This is a genomic window from Pantoea sp. X-Soil-ISGK-421 (assembly GCF_059730785.1).
Genome location: NZ_AP035979.1, coordinates 136,334 through 156,655, shown reverse-complemented (window position 1 = coordinate 156,655; position 20,322 = coordinate 136,334). Strand labels below are relative to the sequence as shown.

Genomic DNA, 20,322 nt, shown 5'->3' with positions numbered 1-20,322 from the left:
TCCTTACTTCTTGCCGGACTTGCTATCAACTTTTGGGTTGAGACGACGCCACGCATGACGTTTCAACATCACCCAGGCACCACCGCCGACCAACGCTGAAAGCAGGAATGCCGCCAACGCCATCAGCACCGAGTGCTGGTTGGCATACCACACCACCATCATGTACCACGGCATTTCGCCGCTCGGGAATTGCGGGCCGACGCGGAAGCTACGAATGCCGTTCTCATCGGTGATGATGGCGGTATCGCCGCGAATACCGGCGTTGATGCGCGCAGAATTCAGGTCTTCATGCAGGCGCAGCAGTTGCTGATCGCTGGTCGCCACCGTCATCACCACCAGACGATCCGGGTTCCACGGTGAGCGATAGCTGACAAAGCCGCGCCACGCTTCGTTAGACGAGAAGTAACGATCGGCATCTAATTGCTGGCGATACCAGTCGCCGGTCAGCCAGCCGCGCAGCTTGTCCCAGGTGTTCGGCTCTTTCACGCCCAGCGTATTGCCGCTGGTTTCATACGGCGTGTTGGCCAGCATCGTCTGGTTGAAGTCGTTGTTCTGCGTGGTGCTCACCGCCAACAAATCGCTCTGCTGCACACGCGCCATATGGGTGCCGCCCTTCGGCAGGCCAAACAGCACCTGGTTCTGCAGCAGCGGCACGCCGGTGGCGTTACCGGCGCGTGACGCCATATCCAGCAGCGTGGCGATCTCCGCATCACTCGGTTTTTCTGGCAGCAGCAGCGTGGTTTGCGAGAAGTCCGCCAGACGTGAGAATGGGAACGAGGCGCCGACAAAGTAAGAGAGGTTTGGCAGCATGGTGAAGTGGCGCGTGTGGCTCAGATCGATCCACGAATCCTCTTCAATGCGGCTCTTAATGTTGTTGTTCAGCAGCACGCCGCACGGTGCGTCCGCCTTCGGTTTGATGTTGAAATAAAGCGCCAGTTGGTTGTCGCCGTAAATCAGGTACGGCTCAAGCTTCAGGGTGTAATGCTCCTGACGCGCATCGCCGCCCAGCCGATGCCAGGCGCTTTCCAGCAAGCCGACTTTGTTAACCGTCAGGTTGCGCAGGAAAGTGCCGTTAATCGTCAAGTTAAGGAAGGAGTTGTTTTCGTCAATCCAGCTTTCTGATGGGAAGCGATAGTGCAGCTCCACCGGAATGGTGTCGCCATCCCACATAAACAGATCCGGCGCGGCGCGGAAGTTAACGCGCAGCGCATCGTGCCAGATGCCGGTAGTGGTTAGGCTCTGATCTTTACGCAGCAGTTCGCTCAGGCGCACCGGACGCGTGGTGTTGATCCAGCGTGGCGCGTCGTAAGGTTTACGCACGCCAATCGGCTGCGGCTGCACGTTGAGGCTGTTAGCATCGGTGGCCAGCGGCTGCGTGGTTAAGCGGTTAGCGGCCTGACGCAGTTGATCGTCGTTCGCGCCGACAACCAACAGCAGTTTATAGATCGGATTGTTGGGATTATCGATCACCTGCAACAGCGGACCGTTGGTCGCTGGCAAGGTCACGGTGCCAATCTTATCGCCCGGATGGCCGATCAGAATGCCGTTGTGTTCAGGCAGATCGCCGCGCACCACCGGGAAACGGATGCCACGATAATCCGACTGAATGCCCATCCATGATGCCACCAGCGCAGCCGCGCTGATGCTATCCGGCGCGACATTGGCGGCAAAGCCAAAGGTGACGCTGGCTGGCGTCATGCGCTGCGCATCGATAAACGGACGCGGGAAGTTGCGCAGACTGGTGCCAATGTTCAGCTGCTGGCCTTCAAGGCTCAGCGTGGTTTTGGGCAAAATGGTTACCTGATACTGCTGCGCGCTCTCTTTCTCACACAGCAACTTATCGGCATCGTTAATCTTGAAGCTGAGGTTGTTACTCGCCACCACCATCGCCGCGGGAATATCCAGCTGGTAGTCGCTGACATCGCTGTCGCTGGAGCCGAGCGGCAAGGTGCCAAGCGGCTGACCGTTGAGCATCAGTTGCAGCGAAGTGTTACGCGCTGCCAGTGCCGCCGAGACGCGCAACGACAGATTGAGGCGCGCGTTGGTGATCACTTCATCGCCTGGCAGCGTAAACACGATGCCGGATTGCAGCTGACCGCCGGTGAGCGTAATGCCGCGCGGCTGGCCCATCTGCGCCACCGAAACAGTGCTGCTGATCGGCTGGTTGAGCAGCGTCACAGAAGAGGTGTCTGGCATTTCCGCCGGTGCGGTTGGCGTAACCGTTGGCAGCACCCTTTCTGGCGCTGCCTCAGGCTCTGCTGGCGCAGCGTTTTCCGTGGCAGGTGCGGTTTCCGCTGGCGCGTACGGAGCAGCGCCTGCCGCCTGTTGCAGCTGCTGATCGGCTGCGCTTTCAATGCCTTGCGGTGGCGGCACATCAGAGAGTACAGAGCTATCCTGAGTGACTGGCGGGGTTTCGGCCCACGCTGGCGCGAGCAGCAGCGCCATTGCCAGCGAACTTGCCAGCAACGTTTGCGTCAAATTCTTCATGCAGCGCTGTCCTCTTTTACCGCGGGCGGGTTGTCACGCTTACGCTTCTCACGGCGATCTTTCCAGGTCAGCCAGAACAGCTCAAATACGGTACGAATAATGGTGCCCAGTGAAACCAGCGGGTTGTCCTGCTTGTACTCGGGCTGAATCCACGCATCGGCACGCGCCAGCACCACGCGCACCAGCTCACGGCGGCGCGACAGCGGCATATCGCCAAAGCGCAGACGAATACTCTCTTCATCGCCGGAGATTTTACTGACCGGAATAGTGATGGTGCCCGATTTCAGCAGCAGATCGATCTCTTCGATTTCATCCTGCTCGTGCCGATTGTCCGGCGCATCCAGCTGCGCGCCGCCCATCGACAGATCGCTGGTTTGCGTGCGTGAAGAGATGCCGCTGGCATAGTGAATCACTGCCGGGATTTGCACCTCGATACGGATGGTTTTGCGCACCTGCTTGGTTTCACGCGCCACGGCAATCGCCGCCATCAGGATAATCAGGCTGAACACCGCCCAGCCAACGTTAAGCGCAATAACGTAAGGATCGACACCAAAGTAGTCATGCGCGGTGGCGCGCACCACGCCAGCGATAATGCCAATCGACAGCAGCACCGCGACAATGACGTGTGGACGCACAATGTGGAAGTCGAAGAACCCCTGATCGAGTAAGCCACCTTTATCCGTTACGTTAAATTTTCCGCGCTTGGGTGCCAGCATGGTCAATAGCGTTGGGATAATGAGGTGGAAGCACATCACGGTTTCGTAGATTTCTCCCCAGAAGGTGTAGCGGAACTTGCCGTTCATGCGCGAGTTGACGTAAAGCGACATCACCAGATGCGGCAAAACGTAGGCGAAAATCAGCGACGCCGACGAGTGAATAATGTTCAGGTTAAACAGCAGGTACGCCAGCGGTGCCGTCAGGAACGCCACGCGCGGCAAGCCGAACTGGAAGTGCAGCATGGCGTTGAGATAGCACAGGCGTTGCTGCCACTTCAAACCACGACCAAACAGCGGATTATCGACGCGGAAGATCTGCGTCATGCCGCGCGCCCAGCGGTTACGTTGTACCACGTGCAGACCGAGACGTTCCGTTGCCAGACCAGCGGCCAATGGAATCGCGAGGAAGGCGGAACCCCAACCAAGGCGCTGCATTTTCAGTGCGGTATGTGCATCTTCGGTCACGGTTTCCACGGCAAAACCACCAATCTCTTCCAGCGCGCTACGGCGTATCACCGCACAGGAGCCGCAGAAGAAGGTGGCATTCCAGTTATCGTTACCCTGCTGGACCGGGCCGTAGAACAGCGAACCTTCATTCGGGATACTGCGCGCCGCGCGCAGGTTACGTTCGAACGGATCCGGTGAATAGAAGTAGTGCGGGGTTTGCAACAGCGCCAGCTTCGGATCTTTCAGGAAGGGACCCACCGTTGCCTGCAGGAAAGTGCGTGTGGCCACGTGATCGCAATCGAAGATGCAAATCAGCTCACCTTTGGTGATCTTCATGGCGTGGTTGAGGTTACCGGCTTTAGCGTGACTATTGTCGTCACGGGTGATGTAACCCACACCCACATCGGCGGCAAATACCGCAAACTCGCTGCGTTTGCCGTCATCCAGCAAATAAACCTTCAGCTTGTCACGCGGGTAATCGATACACTGCGCCGCCAGCACGGTATCACGTACCACGTCGAGGCTTTCGTTGTAGGTCGGCACATAGACGTCAACCGTTGGCCACAGGCGGGTATCATCCGGCAAGGGTTCGATGGTGCGTTTTAATGGCCAGGTCGTTTGCAGGAAGCCGAGAATTAAGATCAGCCAGACGTAGAGTTCAGCCAGATATAAGCCGATACCCAGAATCGCTTCAATCTCTGAATTAAACTGCAGCGTCGCGGTGGTGCGCCACCAGATATATCGAGTCGACATCAGCGCAGAAAGGATAACCATCACCACGGTTATTTTTCGGCTCTTGCTGAAGCCCAATAAAAACATCATCCCGATGCTGATTAAGCCAAATATATATTGCTTCTGGCTGTCCATAGGCGTGATGACGATTACCGCTGCTACCGGTGCAAGCACCAGCAGCAGCAGGTAAAATCCGAGTTTACTCATGATTCACCCTGAAGGAGCTGTATTGTTTTTATGTGGCCGGTTACGGCCTCATTATTAATTATGGCTGCGAATCGGTGCCTGAACTTCACCGTTACCCACGGTTATATTCAGGATATTAGCTACGCGTTTCGCCACTAATTCGATATCAAACGCGGCGGCAGAAGCCGGGCTGAAATCATAAACAGATTGTTGCGAAGCATTGGCTTCCGCGACGCTTTCATCGCGATGTACCACGCCTAATAAATTTTCACCCAGACGCTGTTGCATAAATTCCGTGACTTCACGGCTAATATTACGGCGATTATCGCTCTGATTAAGGACAAAATAATGACCATGTTTATTATTTAGTGGCTGACCTATCATGCGATCATTTTCTATTTGCGGCAGTAAAGAGACCGAGGCGGTATCGGCCAACATCACCACTAAATGCATATCGGCAAGTGCAGTCATGGCTTTAAGCGCAGGACCCGGACCTGGAGGAAAATCGGCAATAATCACTAGTCCAGGGTAATTCAGCACTGTGTCCAATCCACGCTTCAGGAAATGCGGATCTTTTACCAGGTTCTCTTCGAATCGTTCACGCTGCGCTTCGGTGACATCGCCATAAGGCATGACAAAAATATTGCCGCCAGTGGTCAGAATGGATTGGCTCCAGTCGGCCTGATCTTCAGAGCGCGCCACAAAGCCGCGACCATCATTCAGCGGTACACCGAAATGCAGGCGCAGGGCGTTCTGAACATCAAAATCGATTGCCAATACCTTGCTGCCAGCGCGAGCCAGACTCCACGCAAGGTTGGCCGCCATGGTGGTTTTCCCTACTCCCCCTTTTGGCGAGCACACACAAACTAACGGCATAGCGCAATCTTCTCCAATAGCGGTTTTAACGGTGTTTCTTTGGCAAGGTTAGCCGGCTCAGCTGGACGCGAGCGGAATAGAGCACCAAAACGGGACGGTGCAGACGCTGCCGCATGTGCCGGTTCAACCGGTGCAGCAAAGGTGGGTATTGGTGCAGGTGCAGGCGCGATCGGCGCAGGCGTGGCAACAGTAGCAGGTTGTTCAATCGGCACAGCGGCAGGTTTCGCCGGCGGAAAGAGTGAAGTTGCGGCCTGGCGCTCCACCCGCGTCGCTTTCGGCGCTAACGGCATAGCCGATGAGGCAGATTTTGCGGGTGGAAACAGCGATGAACTGCTCGCTGGTGGTGCGGCTGCAGGTGTGCTTAAACTGTCGAGAATCGATCCGCGCGACGTGCTGGCTGGCGCAGCCTGAGCGGGCTCCGGCGGTGCGCTAAATTCATCACCGCTAATGGGATGCGGCTGGAGCATATCGATTCGCTGGCCGCTGCCTAAGTCAGGCTCTTGATCGGTGGTCAATTGGCGCAGTAATGCCCACTGACTGTGATCGGCTTCCTGCGATTGACCGGACATATCCTTAAAAGCGATGTCAAGCGTCTGCGTTTTCTCTTTAAAACGCTGCAGATCGTCGTAATTCTTCATGATCAGAGCCTGTAAAAACGGGAGGGAATTTTCCGCGAATATATCACACACATTAAAAGACGGTGAGAAAATTCTGATTATTAAACCATCGCATTCTACAAAAGAATTCTATCTTTAAGATTGAAAAAGCGGAGATGCAAGAAGTGTGCAATTATTTATTGTCAGAAATTAATTAGTATCAATTAACTGAAATAATCACGCAGGTGGCTTTTAGCTAACCCACTGAAAAAACGCGTTAGTAGCGCAAATTTTGGCTTTTATTCCGGCGTGGCAAAGCTCACGCAATCCTGACAAAAATAGGAATTTGCCTTTACGCTTTATATCCTGATTAGGACCAATCGTTCACTGATGCAGGCTCGTAATGCTTTTATGCCAAGGAAGACATAACGGGTTTCGGCCGTTAATTTCCCTGAAGTATTAAAGGAGAGAAAATAAAGGCTCCCGCAGGAGCCTTTATCCATTAATGGCGTGCGTTAATTACACGCCTACTGGCTGGTTTTCATCCTGATCAACCGCGAAGCAGGCGATTTGCTGATCGCCATACTGCTTCAGTTTCGGCTGCAGCTGCACGCAGGTACCAAACCGGCGGCGGCAGCGCGCGTTAAACGCACAGCCCGGCGGCGGATTAAGCGGGCTCGGCAGTTCGCCCGTCAGCTTGATACGCTCGCGGCGATCGTCCGGGTTGAGGCGTGGCGTCGCCGAGAGCAGCGCCTGCGTATAAGGGTGGCGAGGATTGCTGAAGATCGCCTCTTTACTGCCCTTCTCTACACAACGGCCGAGATACATCACCATCACTTCATCAGCGATGTGCTCCACCACGGACAAATCATGCGAGATAAAGACGTAGGACAACCCTAAATCCTGCTGCAAATCCATCATCAGATTTAGCACCTGCGCACGCACCGAGACGTCGAGTGCAGAAACAGGTTCATCGGCAATCAGCACATCGGGATCGAGCATCAAGCCACGCGCGATAGCGATACGCTGACGCTGGCCGCCCGAAAACATGTGCGGATAGCGATCGTAATGCTCGGTTTTCAGGCCGACTTTCGCCATCATTTCCAGCGTTTTCTCTTTGCGTTCGGCTTTAGTCAACGAGGTGTTGATCACCAGCGGTTCTTCAAGAATCTGGCTGATTTTCTTACGCGGATTGAGCGAACCGTACGGATTCTGGAACACGATCTGAATTTTCTGACGACGCAATTTCTGCGCCTGCGGATCGTGTTTTAACAGGTCCTGCCCGTGCCAGAACAGCTGGCCTTCGGTCGGCGTTTCAATCATCGTCAGCAAGCGGCCCAGCGTGGATTTACCACAACCGGACTCACCCACCACTGCCAGCGTTTTGCCACGTTCGAGGTTGAACGAGACGCCGTCCAGCGCTTTGACCAGGCGTTCCTGACCAAACAGACCTTTTTTCACCGGGTAATGTTTTTTCAGGTCAATCGCCTGTAGCAGGTAATCCTGCTTTTCGTTCTCAAGACTCATAAGTCGGTCTCCCGGCATCATCCAGTGGGAAGTGACATTTGGCCTGGCGGCCAGGAATGTCGCGCAGCTCCGGCTCTTCGCGGCGGCAGCGATCGGTCACATACGGACAGCGCGGATTCAACAAACAGCCCATTGGGCGATCGTATTTACCCGGCACCACGCCTGGCAGTGACGCCAGACGCGCTTTGTCTGCGGCAAACTCTGGCAGCGCGCGCAGCAGCGCTTGCGTGTAGGGATGACGCGGCGCTTTGAAGATATCCACCGCTTTACCGCTTTCCACCACTTGTCCGGCATACATCACGATGATGTGCTGTGCTGCTTCGGCCACCAGCGCCAGATCGTGCGTAATCAGGATCAGCGCCATGTTCTCCTGCTTTTGCAACTCCAGCAGCAGTTCAATGATTTGCGCCTGAATGGTCACGTCGAGCGCGGTGGTCGGCTCATCGGCAATCAGCAGTTTCGGCTTGCAGGCAATCGCCATGGCGATCATCACGCGCTGGCTCATGCCGCCTGAAAGCTGGTGCGGATAGACATCCAGACGCGATGCTGCATCGGGGATGCCGACCTGGTCCAGCAGATCAATCGCGCGCTGACGACGCGTGCGTTTGCTGCCGCCCTGATGCACCTTCAACGCTTCCATAATCTGGAAACCAACGGTGTAGCACGGGTTGAGGCTGGTCATTGGGTCCTGGAAGATCATCGCCACTTCAGCGCCCACCAGTTGGCGGCGCTCTTTTTCGGAGATTTTCTGCAGGTCGCGCCCGTTGAATTCCAGCTTGTCCGCCATCACGCGGCCGGGATAATCAATCAGACCCATTATCGCCAGCGAGCTGACCGATTTACCGGAACCGGATTCACCCACGATACCCACCACCTGGCCTTGCTCGACCTGATAGCTGATGCGGTCAACCGCTCGGAACGGTGTCTTTTCGTCGCCGAAATGCACCGATAACTTATCTACATTTAATAACGCCATCTCGGTGCCTCTTTACTGCTTGAGTTTCGGGTCGAGTGCATCACGCAAACCATCGCCCATGAGGTTGAATGCCAGAACCGTTAGCAGAATGGTCACTCCAGGGAATGTCACCACCCACCAGGCACTTTGCGCATACTGCAACACGTCGGAGAGCATGGTGCCCCACTCCGGCGTTGGCGGCTGCGCCCCCATACCGAGAAAGCCCAACGCCGCCATATCGAGGATGGCGTTGGAGAAACCTAATGATGCCTGCACGATCAGCGGTGCCAGGCAGTTAGGCAAAATATTGATGAACATCTGGCGCAGCGTACCAGCACCCGCCACGCTCGACGCGGTGACGTAGTCGCGGTTGACTTCCACCAGCACCGCAGCACGCGTCAGACGAATGTAGTGCGGCAAGGCGACGAAGGTGATGGCCAGCGAGGCATTGACGATCGACGGTCCGAAGATGGCGACCAGCACCAACGCCAGCAGCAGGCTTGGCAGCGCGAGCATAATATCGACCACGCGCATGATGATGGCGTCGACCACGCCGCCGAGGTAGCCGGCCATCAGGCCAAAGATCACGCCAAGAATCAGCGACAGCACGACGACCATGCAGCCGACCAGCAGCGACAGGCGCGCGCCGTACATCAGACGCGACAGCACATCACGGCCAACGTCATCGGTACCGAGGATATAGCTCCAGCTGCCGCCTTCCTGCCAGACCGGTGGATGCAGCAAGGCATCGCGGAACTGTTCAGCCGGTGCGTGCGGAGCCAGTACATCGGCAAAGATGGCGATCAACAGCATCAGAACGATGTAAACCAGGCCAATCACCGCGCCTTTGTTACGTTTGAAGTAGTGCCAGAATTCCTGCAACGGGGTCATCGGCTTGGGTGCAGCAGTTACGCTTGCGGGATCAACAGCAGACATGATTCCCCCTTATTTCTTATGACGGATACGTGGATTGACCACGCCGTACAACAGATCAACCAGCAGGTTGACCACAATGATCAGAATCGCCACCAGCAGCACGCCGCCCTGCACCACCGGATAGTCACGGCGTTGCAGCGCTTCAATCAGCCAGCGGCCGAGTCCCGGCCACGAGAAGATGGTTTCGGTCAGAATCGCACCGGCCAGCAGCGTACCGACCTGCAAGCCAATCACGGTGACCACCGGCAGCATGGCGTTGCGCAGCGCATGCACCACAATCACACGCATACGCGTCAGACCTTTGGCGCGGGCGGTGCGGATGTAATCCTCGCCCAGCACTTCCAGCATCGAGGAGCGCGTCATACGCACAATCACCGCCAGCGGAATGGTGCCGAGCACAATGGCAGGCAGAATCATGTGCATCACTGCATCTTTGAAATCACCCGGTTCACCCCACAGCAGCGTATCGATCAGCATGAAGCCGGTGAGTGGATGGCTATCATCAAGGAAGATGATGTCGCTGACGCGCCCGGAGACCGGCGTGAGGTTCCACTGCACCGAAACCAGCATGATCAGCATGATGCCCCACCAGAAAATCGGCATGGAGTAACCGGTCAGCGAGATGCCCACTGCGGTGTGATCGAAGATTGAGCCGCGTTTTACCGCCGCCAGCACGCCGACCGGAATGCCGACTGCCACTGCGAACAACATGGCGCAGATGCCCAGTTCCAGTGTGGCTTTAAAGCGTGGTACGAATTCGTCCCAGACCGGGATACGGCTTTTCAGCGAGATGCCAAGATCGCCGTGCAATACGCCATTGATATAAGTGATGTATTGCTTCCACATCGGCTGATCGAGGCCAAACTGCGCCATCAATTGCGCGTGACGTTCGGGGGAGATACCGCGTTCACCGGCCATGATCAGTACCGGATCGCCGGGGATCAGGTGGACAAACGCGAAGGTCAATAACGTGATACCGATGAACGTTGGGATGACAAGGCCCAAACGTCGGAGTATGAATTGCAGCATAAGCCTGGTTCTCTGACATTTCCCATAGCGTTACCGCCGGGGACAACATTGCTCAACACTCGCAGCCAGCCATGGGCGGACGCGACGCAAGAAGCGCTTCAATAGTAGAATTTACCGGAAAAAAAGTGCGGAGTGCGGGCGACGAAGAGGCCGCCCGAGGGCCAGCAACGCTGGCCCTAACCGCGATAATCCGAAAGGTTATTCCTGGATATCGACGTTTTCGAAGTGATGTTTACCTAATGGATCTACCACATAACCAGAGACTTTCTTGCTCACTGGCTCGTATACGGTTGAGTGAGCGATGATCAGCGCCGGAGCCTGGTCATGCATCACTACCTGAGCCTGTTTGTACAGTTCAATACGTTTGTTGTGATCGGCTTCAGCACGCGCAGGCTGAATCAGATCTTCAAACGGCTTGTAGCACCAACGTGAGTAGTTAGAACCGTCTTTCGCCGCTGCACAGCTGAACAGCGTGGCGAAGAAGTTATCCGGATCCCCATTATCACCGGTCCAGCCCATCATAACGGTCTGGTGTTCACCGGCTTTCGCACGTTTCAGGTACTCGCCCCATTCGAAGGTGACGATTTTGGCTTTCACGCCAATTTTCGCCCAGTCAGCCTGAACCATTTCCGCCATGCGACGTGCGTTCGGGTTGTATGGACGCTGAACCGGCATTGCCCACAAGTCGATTGAGAAACCATCCGGCATACCGGCTTCTTTCAGCAGCGCTTTCGCTTTCTCAGGATCGTAAGCGTAATCTTTGATGTCGTCGTTGTAGCTCCACATTGTTGGTGGGATCAGGTTTTTCGCGGCCTGGCCAGCACCCTGATAAACGGCATCGATAATGGCTTGTTTGTTTACCGCCATGGTCAGTGCCTGACGCACTTTCACATTATCCAGCGGTTTTTTCTCGGTGTTGAACGACAGGTAACCGACGTTCAGACCCGGCTGCTCCATCAGGTTAATTTTGTCGTCTTTCTTCATGCTGGCGATGTCGGCCGGGTTCGGATACGGCATCACCTGGCATTCGCCCTTCTGCAGTTTCGCATAACGCACAGAAGCATCTGGCGTGATGGAGAACACTAAGCGATCAATCTTCGCCTTGGTGCCCCAGAAGTCTGGGTTGGCTTTGTACAGAATGCGCGAATCTTTCTGATACTGCTGCAGTACGAATGGACCGGTGCCCACTGGATTGAGATCCAGCTTCTCAGGCGTGCCCGCTTTCAGCATGTTGTCCGCATATTCTTTAGACAGAATGGAGGCGAAGTCCATGCCGAGGTCAGCGATGAACGGCGCTTCGGGACGCGTTAGGGTGAAGCGTACGGTGTGATCGTCAACTTTCTCGATTTTGGCGATCAGCTTTGGCATGTCCATGCCTTCGAAGTATTCGTAGCTGCCGCCAGAAACACCGTGATATTTGTTGTTTTTGTCGAGCTGACGCTCGAAGGAGAACACGACGTCATCGGCATTGAAGGTGCGGGTTGGCTTGAAATCTTTCGTGGTTTGCCACTTCACGCCCTGACGCAGGTGGAAGGTATAAGTTTTACCGTCCGCGCTGACATCCCATTTTTCTGCCAGGCCTGGCTGCAGCTCGGTAGTACCGGTTTTGAACTCAACCAGACGGTTGTAGATCGGCACGGAGCTTGCGTCGTAGGTGGTGCCCGAAGTGAAGAGCTGCGGGTTGAAGCCTTCCGGCGAACCTTCTGAACAATAAACGAGGGTTTTCGCCTGGACACCAGCGGCAACGGTCATAGCAATCAGGCTGAGACCGACCTTCAGCATCCTGGATTTAGCCAGGGAGTTGATCATGTTTTGCTCCATTGTGATGTGATGTTGTGTGCGTCGCCCGACCTCTGATTTTTTTATGCGGTTCGGGCAGGTCAATTAAGCGTAAGCAAAATGTGAGCGGTTATAGTTGTTGCACTGGCACCGTGGAATCTACCAGACACGTCCGTCTCTACATTTTATTGACGCATCAATTTGTCAACAGTTGCAATGAACGTCAATACAGTGTGGGGTTATTTACACAGAGTGTGAGTAAGTGCAAGCAACGATAAAAAACACCCTTCCAGGCGTAAGCCAAAATTAAAAAAGGTGATAAAGCACTCAATGCCGCGTGATTATCTGGCTATCTAGCCAAATGACAGTGATTATCACCGCTAAAAAACACACAAAACTTATTGGTAAATGTTGAATATCTGAACGATTGTGCGTGCGTTATGACGTTCAGGCAGCGGAATGTGCTAGTGAAATGGCATAAGAAATCAGCATGATGCATAAACCGGTCATAAGAAGAATGTGTCACGAAATAAGCGTGCGGCTTCGATTTGGCGTGGGATGCAGAGGATTGAGTTGGGATAATGGTAGGGATTCAGGTTTTAAGGGATAGAATGGGCGAATTGATGAGTTTTGCGTTTTGCGTTTTGGATTTTGCGTTTTGCTCGGTGCGTTGCTCAGGAAAGGCGGCTCGAACGCAAAGACGGCGTGAATACGTCCCTGTAGCCTCGGCCGCCCCATCCCTGCGGCGGACGCTTTGCTAACCAAGCCGCCTTCCCATCGCCTGAACGTTTGGCTTCGCTTTATCGGCGCAGATCCCTCAAATTACAGACGAAAAAAAACCTGCTTATAAAAGCAGGTTTCTTCAAATATGGTCGGCGAGAGAGGATTCGAACCTCCGACCCACTGGTCCCAAACCAGTTGCGCTACCAAGCTGCGCTACTCGCCGATGGGGGCGCATATTACTGCGCTGCTAAAAAAGCGTCAATGCCTTTTACTGAAAACCCAACTGATCGCCTGGAAAGCAAACAGTGCCTTAAACTTCTGCGGCTTAATGGGTTCAGAGCAACAGTCGCCGTAAATGGCGACTCTACGAAATCAAAGCGTTTTGGCCGGCGTGGCCGCAGGTGCCGAACACCAGTTATTGGCAGCTTTAATCCCACCGTCCGGCGAGGTATAACCGAGGCAACCCATGATGGTGTCGAACAGCTCAACATGACGATGGGTTTTACCCACGCGCTGTTGTGCCTGTAAACGTTCGAAATTGCTGCGGTTGGTGGGGTCCTCAAGATACTTATCAGACGCCCACACCATCATCGGCACACGGAACTGTTCCGGCGGTGCCATCTCGCGCGGCGTACCGTGTAAGTGCATATTCTCACTGATCGATTCACCATGATCGGCGGCATAGAACACAATCGCTTTCTTATCACGTAGCTGATCCAGCACGCTGTCCAGCATGGTATCAACGTACAAAATCGAGTTGTCATACGCATTAATCAACTGCGCTTTACTGCACTTTTCATCAACGCCCATGCATTCCGGCTTATAGCGTGCGAAATCACGCGGGTAACGTTGCGAGTAAAGGTAGTGCGAGCCTTTGGTATGCAGAATCACCATATGCTTGCCTTTCGGGAAGCGCTGCAACGATGCCTGTAACTCCGGCACTAACAGCATGTCATCGACCGCTTTACCCTGATTACGCTTCTCAGAACCAATCTGCTCACGGAACGAGAAGTTGTTGGTGTCAGCGTTATCGTAGAACCACACTTCGCTCTGCATCGCGAACAATTCTGAGGTGAATCCCAGTTCCTTCAGTACCGCGAAAACGTTTTGTTCTTTCAGGGTGCGGCCCGGATTATCCATGGTGCCGCCTTCGCGCACGAACATGCAGCGCAGCGACAGCTTGGTGGCGGTATCACAAGATTCGCCGCGGAACGCGACCAGGTTCTTCTCTTTCGACAGCTTCGGCGTGGTATCACGGTCGTAGCCGAGCATGCCCATATGATCCCAGCGCGTGGTTTCGCCAATCACAAACACCATATAGGTATCGTCGATGCCTGGCGGCGCGACGTAAGTAAACTCTTTTGCCGGATCGAGCAGCGCTTTGCCATCCCACTCTTCATCCACTTTGGTCCAGGCAAACAGGCCGAGTGCGGCGATCCAGTTTGAAGGCAGATAGGAGTGCGCCACCACGCCGCCATAACTTGGCAAGTCGATGTTGGTGATCTCTTCATTTACTTTCTGCAACTTGTCAAAGTAGCGAATCGGCAGCCACACCAACGCAACGCTCAGCAACATGATGGCTACTGGCTTCAGACGCTGCCCAGGTGTTTTAAGTTGTTCAATGAGCGTATGGCTCAGATTATTGCGCCAGATCAGCAGCAGCGGTAGCGCACTAACCAGCACCATCCACACCACGAAATGCAGGCCAATCACTTCTTTGGAAAGATCGATATCGGTAGTCATCACCGAGGCGATAATGCCGTAACCAATCACCACGTTGAAAAACGCCATGTAATAGGCGGCGGCAACAGAAATAATCACGGTAAGCGTGGCGAGAATGCGATAAGCCCATTTCCCACCTAGCGACAGCAGACGCATCAGGAAGAAGGTCAGCAGCACAGCCGCCATCACTTCCGCTGCTGCAGAGAGCCAATTAGAGATATTTGATTTCGTTAAAAAGCCGTCAAAGCGGCGATAAAATATCGGTAAATTCAGTAAGATACCGAGATATAACGCAAGCAGCAGAGAAAGCTTTTGCTGCGTTAAACTTTTAATATAATTCATGAAAATATGTATTCCCGACCTGGTGTCGTTGTATCAACCGTAATGTGACTGTTTAAAGACAGCAGAGTTCGCTAAACCGCGGAAAAAGCGTGACGCAACGTGCAGGATCGGGACGATTCCGACTGGCGAAAGGGCGATGGCGCGAAGCCGAGCAGTAGAACATTTAACCAATGGTAAGACCAGATAAATTTTCTAATCGAAGTGGAAAGCGTTTTTTTAGATGTAAAAAAGGCTCCCGCAGGAGCCTTAAATTGCCATCAATAACGATTAGTTAATGATGTTCAGCGTGACGTCAATGTTGCCACGCGTCGCGTTTGAGTATGGGCAGACGATGTGGGCGGCATCAACCAGCTTCTGCGCTTCAGCTGCGTCCATCTCTGGCAGATGGATATTCAACCTGGCTTCAATGCCAAAACCGTTCGGAATTGGACCGATGCCGACTTCGCCTTCAATCCATGCATCTTTTGGCATCGCAATCTTGTCGCGGCCAGCCACAAACTTCATTGCGCCGAGGAAACAGGCTGAATAACCCGCAGCAAACAGCTGCTCTGGGTTGGTTACTTCGCCACCTGCGCCACCCATCTCTTTTGGCACGCCCAGTTTCACATCCAGCACGTTGTCAGAGGAAGTAGCACGACCATCACGACCGCCGGTAGCTTTAGCTTTTGCAGTATAAACAACTTTTTCTAAAGACATCATTACCTCATTAATTCGCTATATAATCGCGCACTACTTATTATGCGCTAACCTGAACTTCTTATTATGGGATGTCGAGACAGCGACTTCCCGAATGCGTATTAGTTGGCGCTATTCAAACTGGCGCGCAACTCGTCTAACTGACCTTTTAGTAACGCTAGCGCCTCATCATTGCAGGCGGTTGCACACTGAATGGCTTCTGGAATCGTTTCGGCCTTATCGCGCAACGCACGGCCTTCATCGGTCAGCGTTACCACCACCTGACGCTCATCCTGACGTGAACGCTGGCGACGCAATAATCCCGCGATCTCCAGACGTTTCAGCAGCGGCGTTAGCGTCGCTGAATCAAGGAACAACTGCTCGCCAATTTCAGAAACCGTCACATCGTCTTGATTCCACAGCACCAGCATCACCAGATATTGCGGATAAGTAATCTCCAGCTTTGATAGCAGCTGGCGGTAGACTTTGTGCATCGCGAGATTCGCCGAATACAGCGCGAAGCAGAGCTGCTGATCTAACTGAAGTGGCGCCTGCTTCACTTTTTTGTCATCTTGATTACTGTTCATGGTTTTCAATATAAATAGCGCGCTAGATAATTGCAAGCTACTTTTCTCTGGGAGAGTGAAATATGCGGGATTCACTGGAAGAGCAAGCGCGCCGTTATGCCACTGAGGCGCATGCTGCTGCGGGTCAGCGCCGCAAATACACTGACGAGCCTTACATTGTGCACCCGGCAGCCGTCGCCGAGATAGTGCGTAGCGTCACCGATGATGAACAGATGATTGCCGCCGCCTGGCTGCATGACACGGTAGAAGACACCCCCAGCACTCTTGACGATATCGAACGCCATTTTGGCCCACGCGTGGCGGAGTTGGTCGATATGCTTACCGACAGCGCGCAGCCCACGGCGAAAAATCGTGCTGCGCGCAAGCTGGCGCATTTCCGTCATACCGCCGATGCCTCGCCCGAGGCGCAAACCATCAAACTGGCCGACATCATTGATAACACCCGCGCCATCGTGCAGTACGATGCCGACTTTGCACGCGTGTATTTGGTAGAAAAACAGATTCAAATTCAGCTATTGCGTGAGGGCGATGGACATTTGTGGCAGCAAGCAGATCAGACCATCAAACAAGGGCTGGCGCAGTTAGCACAGCCGCCGCACAGCGTACCGGAAAGCTGGTTCGTGAAACAGGCGGCAAAATATGGTGCCATAAATTAAAAAACCCGCCGTATAGGCGGGTTGGAGCATCCAAAATAGCGATTACTCCAGCAGTTGACGCCCTAAATAAGGGTTGGCCTGCAACAGCTTCATCAGTTTGCGTGCCGTAGCGGAAGGACGTGTACGTTGCGCCTCCCAGCTTTTAACTGACGAGACGCTCACCCCCATAACGCGGGCGAATTCATCCACCTGCATGCCAGTCATCTCGCGTAAACGCTGCGGCTCGGGAACTGAGGCCTGATTGAGTGTAATTTCTGATACGGAAGGCTGAGCATCACGTGTCAAAACAATCTGCTCAAGGCTGCTGAGCAACTCGACCATTGGATCTTTAAATTCCATAGAGAACTCCTTAAAAACTCACTATGAAGCACGTGAAAGTAGAGAGGTAAGCGCCACCAGGCGCTGAAACCGGACGAGCAGGCTGTATCCCGAAGCGGTTTCGCATAGTTATTATCAAACCGATGCGGGACACAGCCTGTTGAGCACTGCAAAAGATGTCCGAGCAATGCAACAATAGTTCGGGTTTCTAAGTATGGGTCAGATTTCCGACTTTGCTGCCTGATTCCTGATTATTTTTTATTCTTACTTATGCTAAAAAAATTCGATCACTTTAAGCGATTGACCTGCCTGCACTTGCTACTCTGCCAACGATAACAATCGATGAAAAACCGGACATTACCTCTGCATTGTGTCAATACTATTCAAAAAAAGTGCCAACTCGATATGCACATGAAATATCTGACTTAATATTAAACTCTTCTCCAACATCACCGCGCATGCTGCACAGTGCTGCAGCACACACGCACCAGCACGACGCAAAGAGAAATTTATGAGCGATCTAGATTTGACGGTCAGTTATGCCTCACATCGCGTGCCCATGATGGGGCGCAATGCCGTAGCCACTTCACAGCCGCTGGCGGCACAAGCCGGCATGCGCATGCTGCAACAGGGCGGCAATGCGGTGGATGCCGCCATTGCCAGCGCCATGGCGCTCACGGTGCTGGAGCCGACCGGCAACGGTTTAGGCAGCGATGCCTTCGCTATTATCTGGGATGGAAAACAGCTGCACGGCCTGAATGCCTCCGGTCGCTCCCCTGCTTTATGGAGCCCTGAACGCTTTGCCGGCCGTGATGTCATGCCGGAAATTGGCTGGGAAGCGGTCACCGTGCCGGGCGCGGTGTCGGCGTGGGTCACGTTGGCCGAACGTTTTGCCACGCTTCCGCTCACCACGCTGGCGCAACCGGCGATTGACTATGCGCGTGAGGGTTTCCCGGTTTCACCGCTGATTGGTCACCTGTGGCAGCGCGGCTACAACAAGCTGAAAGATCAACCCGGCTTCGCCGAGTGCTTCGCGCCCAATGGCCGACCGCCGCGTGCCGGCGAACTGTTCTGCAATCCGGCGCAAGCCGAAACGCTGCAAAAAATCGCCGAGACGCGCGGAGAAGCCTTCTATCGTGGCGATCTTGCTGAAAAGATGGTGGCGTTTGCTGCGCAGCATGGCGCAGCGCTGAGCATGGCGGACCTCAACAACCATCGCGCTGACTGGGTTGATTTGCTGTCGCGACCGTTTGCGGGTGGATCGGTGCAGGAACTGCCGCCTAACGGTCAGGGTATCGCCACCTTGATTGCGCTGGGCATTCTCGAACAGTGGGAAATTGGCCGCTATACGCCGGATTCAGTGCCGTGGCTGCATCTGTCGATTGAAGCGATGAAACTGGCGCTGGCCGATCTGGATCGCTACGTCAGCGATTACGATCACCTTGAGTTCCCAGCCGAATTGCTGCTGAGCGATGGCTATCTTAAACAGCGTGCGCAGCTGATCGATCCTGATAAAGCCGGTGATTTTACCTATGGTGCACCGCAGCAGAGCGGCACGGTTTATGTCTCCACCGCTGATGCCAGCGGCATGATGGTGTCCTTTATACAGTCCAACTTTATGGGCTTCGGGTCTGGCGTGGTGGTGCCGGGCACCGGCATCAGCCTGCAAAATCGTGGCTGCGGTTTCTTACTCGATCCGCAACATCCCAATGTGGTGGCGGGCAGTAAGCGTCCGTTCCATACCATCATCCCGGCATTTGCCCTTAATGGTGCCGGCCAGCCGCTGATGTCATTTGGCGTGATGGGCGGCACGATGCAGGCGCAAGGTCATTTGCAGATGGCGTTGCGCATCATGCAGCACAAGCAAAACCCGCAGGCGGCCATTGATGCACCGCGTTGGCGCGTTGAGCAGGGACGTTCAGTGGTGGTTGAGCCGGGCATCGACCGCAACGTGTTGGCGAAGCTGCGTGAAATGGGGCATCAGATAGCACTCGAAGATCCGCTGCTGGGCTATAACTTCGGGGGTGCGCAGGCGATAGTCCGCGATCCGCAAGGCTTCTATATTGCCGCCACCGAAAGCCGCAAAGATGGCCAGGCGCTGGTGTTTTAATTTGCCCGGTGCGCCCGTTGTACACACCGGACCATTGCACTATTCTTTAGGACCATTTTCGCAAAAATTTTTATCCCGAATAATTTAAGCAGTAGCCTGGATTATGAAGGGAGAGAGCCATTATCACAGGAGTTGAATTATGGCGTCAGGATTATCCCGCATCTGGATGCGTACCGGCATGCTGATGGTCAGTGCATTGGTCGTGCTGCAACTTACGGCCTGTGGCGACAAAGAAGGCGATCAGCGTAAAGCTTTCACTGATTTCCTTCAGAACACCGTGATGCGCAGCGGCGAACATCTGCCAAGCCTCAGTGAAAACCAAAAACAGACCTTCGGTAATTACGCCAGCGATTACGCCATCCTTTACGGTTTCTCGCAGCAGACCAATCAGGCAATCGATCAAGGCATGCGTCCGGTAGTCGATGAGTTGGCGGCGATTCGCGTTCCACAAGACTACCTGACGCGTCGCGATAGCCTGCGCCAGGCCAGCGGCAATCTGAGTGTGCTGACGCAGCAGATCCAGAGCGCCAAAATGCAGGCGGATAGCAGCAAAGCCACGCTGAAGCAGCCGGATGATTTGAAGAAAGTCTACGATGCCGCGTTTACCAAAGTGGTAACACAGCCCGCCAGCACGCTGATTCCGCTGTTGCCACAGCTGCAAGCGCTGAGCCAGGCCGCAGTGCAAACCGGCGACTATCTGCAATCGCAAGGCACTCGCGTCACCTTCAATGACGGCGGCGTGCAGTTCCCCACTCAGGATCAGGCAACGCAGTACAACACGTTGATGAGCAATCTCTCCAGCAACGCGCAGGCGCTGACGCAGGCGCAAAACGCGGTGCAAGGCGGTTTGTAATACAGTTAAGCCAATTGCTAGTGGTCGCCATGAAGGGCGACCCTACATAAGCGCCCTTTTAGCTTCCTCT

General features: G+C 54.3%; 16 protein-coding genes and 1 tRNA gene. 3 read left to right on the top strand and 14 right to left on the bottom strand.

What is annotated here, in order from left to right; translation table 11 throughout:
- Positions 1–3: 3 nt before the first annotated feature.
- The 13 genes from bcsB to AC6I8K_RS00670 all read right to left on the bottom strand — a co-directional run bounded on the left by bcsB (position 4) and on the right by AC6I8K_RS00670 (position 16,315).
- A complete protein-coding gene (gene bcsB / locus AC6I8K_RS00730; protein ID WP_497826085.1) occupies positions 4–2,487 on the bottom strand; it encodes a cellulose biosynthesis cyclic di-GMP-binding regulatory protein BcsB in 2,484 nt (827 codons plus the stop codon).
- On the bottom strand, positions 2,484–4,589 hold the full coding sequence (gene bcsA, locus AC6I8K_RS00725; RefSeq protein WP_064738202.1) for a UDP-forming cellulose synthase catalytic subunit: 2,106 nt from the start codon (positions 4,587–4,589) through the stop codon (positions 2,484–2,486). Before bcsA ends, bcsB begins: the two co-directional genes overlap by 4 nt.
- Positions 4,590–4,643: 54 nt before the next feature.
- Positions 4,644–5,444, bottom strand: coding sequence for a cellulose biosynthesis protein BcsQ (gene bcsQ / locus AC6I8K_RS00720; RefSeq protein ID WP_483816558.1), 801 nt, complete (start codon positions 5,442–5,444; stop codon positions 4,644–4,646).
- Positions 5,435–6,082, bottom strand: a complete 648-nt coding sequence (bcsO, locus tag AC6I8K_RS00715; protein WP_497826084.1) for a cellulose biosynthesis protein BcsO — start codon at positions 6,080–6,082, stop codon at positions 5,435–5,437. The genes bcsQ and bcsO overlap by 10 nt, the downstream gene beginning before the upstream one ends.
- Positions 6,083–6,559: 477 nt before the next feature.
- Complete coding sequence (gene dppF / locus AC6I8K_RS00710) at positions 6,560–7,567, bottom strand: dipeptide ABC transporter ATP-binding subunit DppF (RefSeq protein ID WP_064738205.1); 1,008 nt, start codon at positions 7,565–7,567, stop codon at positions 6,560–6,562.
- Positions 7,557–8,543 carry a dipeptide ABC transporter ATP-binding protein gene (gene dppD, locus AC6I8K_RS00705; protein ID WP_064738206.1) on the bottom strand — a complete coding sequence of 329 codons (987 nt, stop codon included), beginning with the start codon at positions 8,541–8,543 and terminating at the stop codon, positions 7,557–7,559. Before dppD ends, dppF begins: the two co-directional genes overlap by 11 nt.
- Positions 8,544–8,555: 12 nt before the next feature.
- Entirely contained in the window at positions 8,556–9,458 is a 903-nt protein-coding gene (dppC, locus tag AC6I8K_RS00700; protein ID WP_061719333.1) for a dipeptide ABC transporter permease DppC, read from the bottom strand.
- A gap of 9 nt (positions 9,459–9,467) precedes the next feature.
- Entirely contained in the window at positions 9,468–10,487 is a 1,020-nt protein-coding gene (gene dppB / locus AC6I8K_RS00695) for a dipeptide ABC transporter permease DppB (protein ID WP_064738208.1), read from the bottom strand.
- 198 nt (positions 10,488–10,685) lie between these two features.
- Positions 10,686–12,296: a dipeptide ABC transporter periplasmic-binding protein DppA gene (gene dppA / locus AC6I8K_RS00690; protein ID WP_483816556.1), complete on the bottom strand. Its 1,611-nt coding sequence runs from the start codon at positions 12,294–12,296 to the stop codon at positions 10,686–10,688.
- An 839-nt stretch (positions 12,297–13,135) separates the two neighbouring features.
- A tRNA-Pro gene (locus AC6I8K_RS00685) sits at positions 13,136–13,212 on the bottom strand.
- 149 nt (positions 13,213–13,361) lie between these two features.
- A complete protein-coding gene (gene eptB, locus AC6I8K_RS00680; protein ID WP_064738210.1) occupies positions 13,362–15,053 on the bottom strand; it encodes a kdo(2)-lipid A phosphoethanolamine 7''-transferase in 1,692 nt (563 codons plus the stop codon).
- 267 nt (positions 15,054–15,320) lie between these two features.
- Positions 15,321–15,749 (bottom strand): organic hydroperoxide resistance protein, encoded by a 429-nt coding sequence (locus tag AC6I8K_RS00675; RefSeq protein ID WP_064738211.1) that lies wholly within the window; start codon positions 15,747–15,749, stop codon positions 15,321–15,323.
- 101 nt (positions 15,750–15,850) lie between these two features.
- Entirely contained in the window at positions 15,851–16,315 is a 465-nt protein-coding gene (locus AC6I8K_RS00670; protein ID WP_064738212.1) for a MarR family winged helix-turn-helix transcriptional regulator, read from the bottom strand.
- A 62-nt stretch (positions 16,316–16,377) separates the two neighbouring features.
- Here AC6I8K_RS00670 and AC6I8K_RS00665 point away from each other — a divergent pair, with 62 nt between their 5' ends.
- Positions 16,378–16,971, top strand: a complete 594-nt coding sequence (locus AC6I8K_RS00665; RefSeq protein ID WP_483816555.1) for an HD domain-containing protein — start codon at positions 16,378–16,380, stop codon at positions 16,969–16,971.
- 42 nt (positions 16,972–17,013) lie between these two features.
- On the opposite strand, the gene AC6I8K_RS00660 is transcribed toward AC6I8K_RS00665, so the two are convergent.
- Complete coding sequence (locus tag AC6I8K_RS00660) at positions 17,014–17,310, bottom strand: HTH-type transcriptional regulator (RefSeq protein WP_007893362.1); 297 nt, start codon at positions 17,308–17,310, stop codon at positions 17,014–17,016.
- A gap of 490 nt (positions 17,311–17,800) precedes the next feature.
- Between AC6I8K_RS00660 and AC6I8K_RS00655 the strand changes: the two genes are divergently transcribed.
- Together AC6I8K_RS00655 and AC6I8K_RS00650 are read left to right on the top strand one after the other, a co-directional pair.
- Positions 17,801–19,399 (top strand): gamma-glutamyltransferase family protein, encoded by a 1,599-nt coding sequence (locus AC6I8K_RS00655; protein WP_497826083.1) that lies wholly within the window; start codon positions 17,801–17,803, stop codon positions 19,397–19,399.
- A gap of 139 nt (positions 19,400–19,538) precedes the next feature.
- A complete protein-coding gene (locus AC6I8K_RS00650) occupies positions 19,539–20,252 on the top strand; it encodes a DUF3053 domain-containing protein (protein ID WP_064738215.1) in 714 nt (237 codons plus the stop codon).
- Positions 20,253–20,322 lie beyond the last annotated feature (70 nt).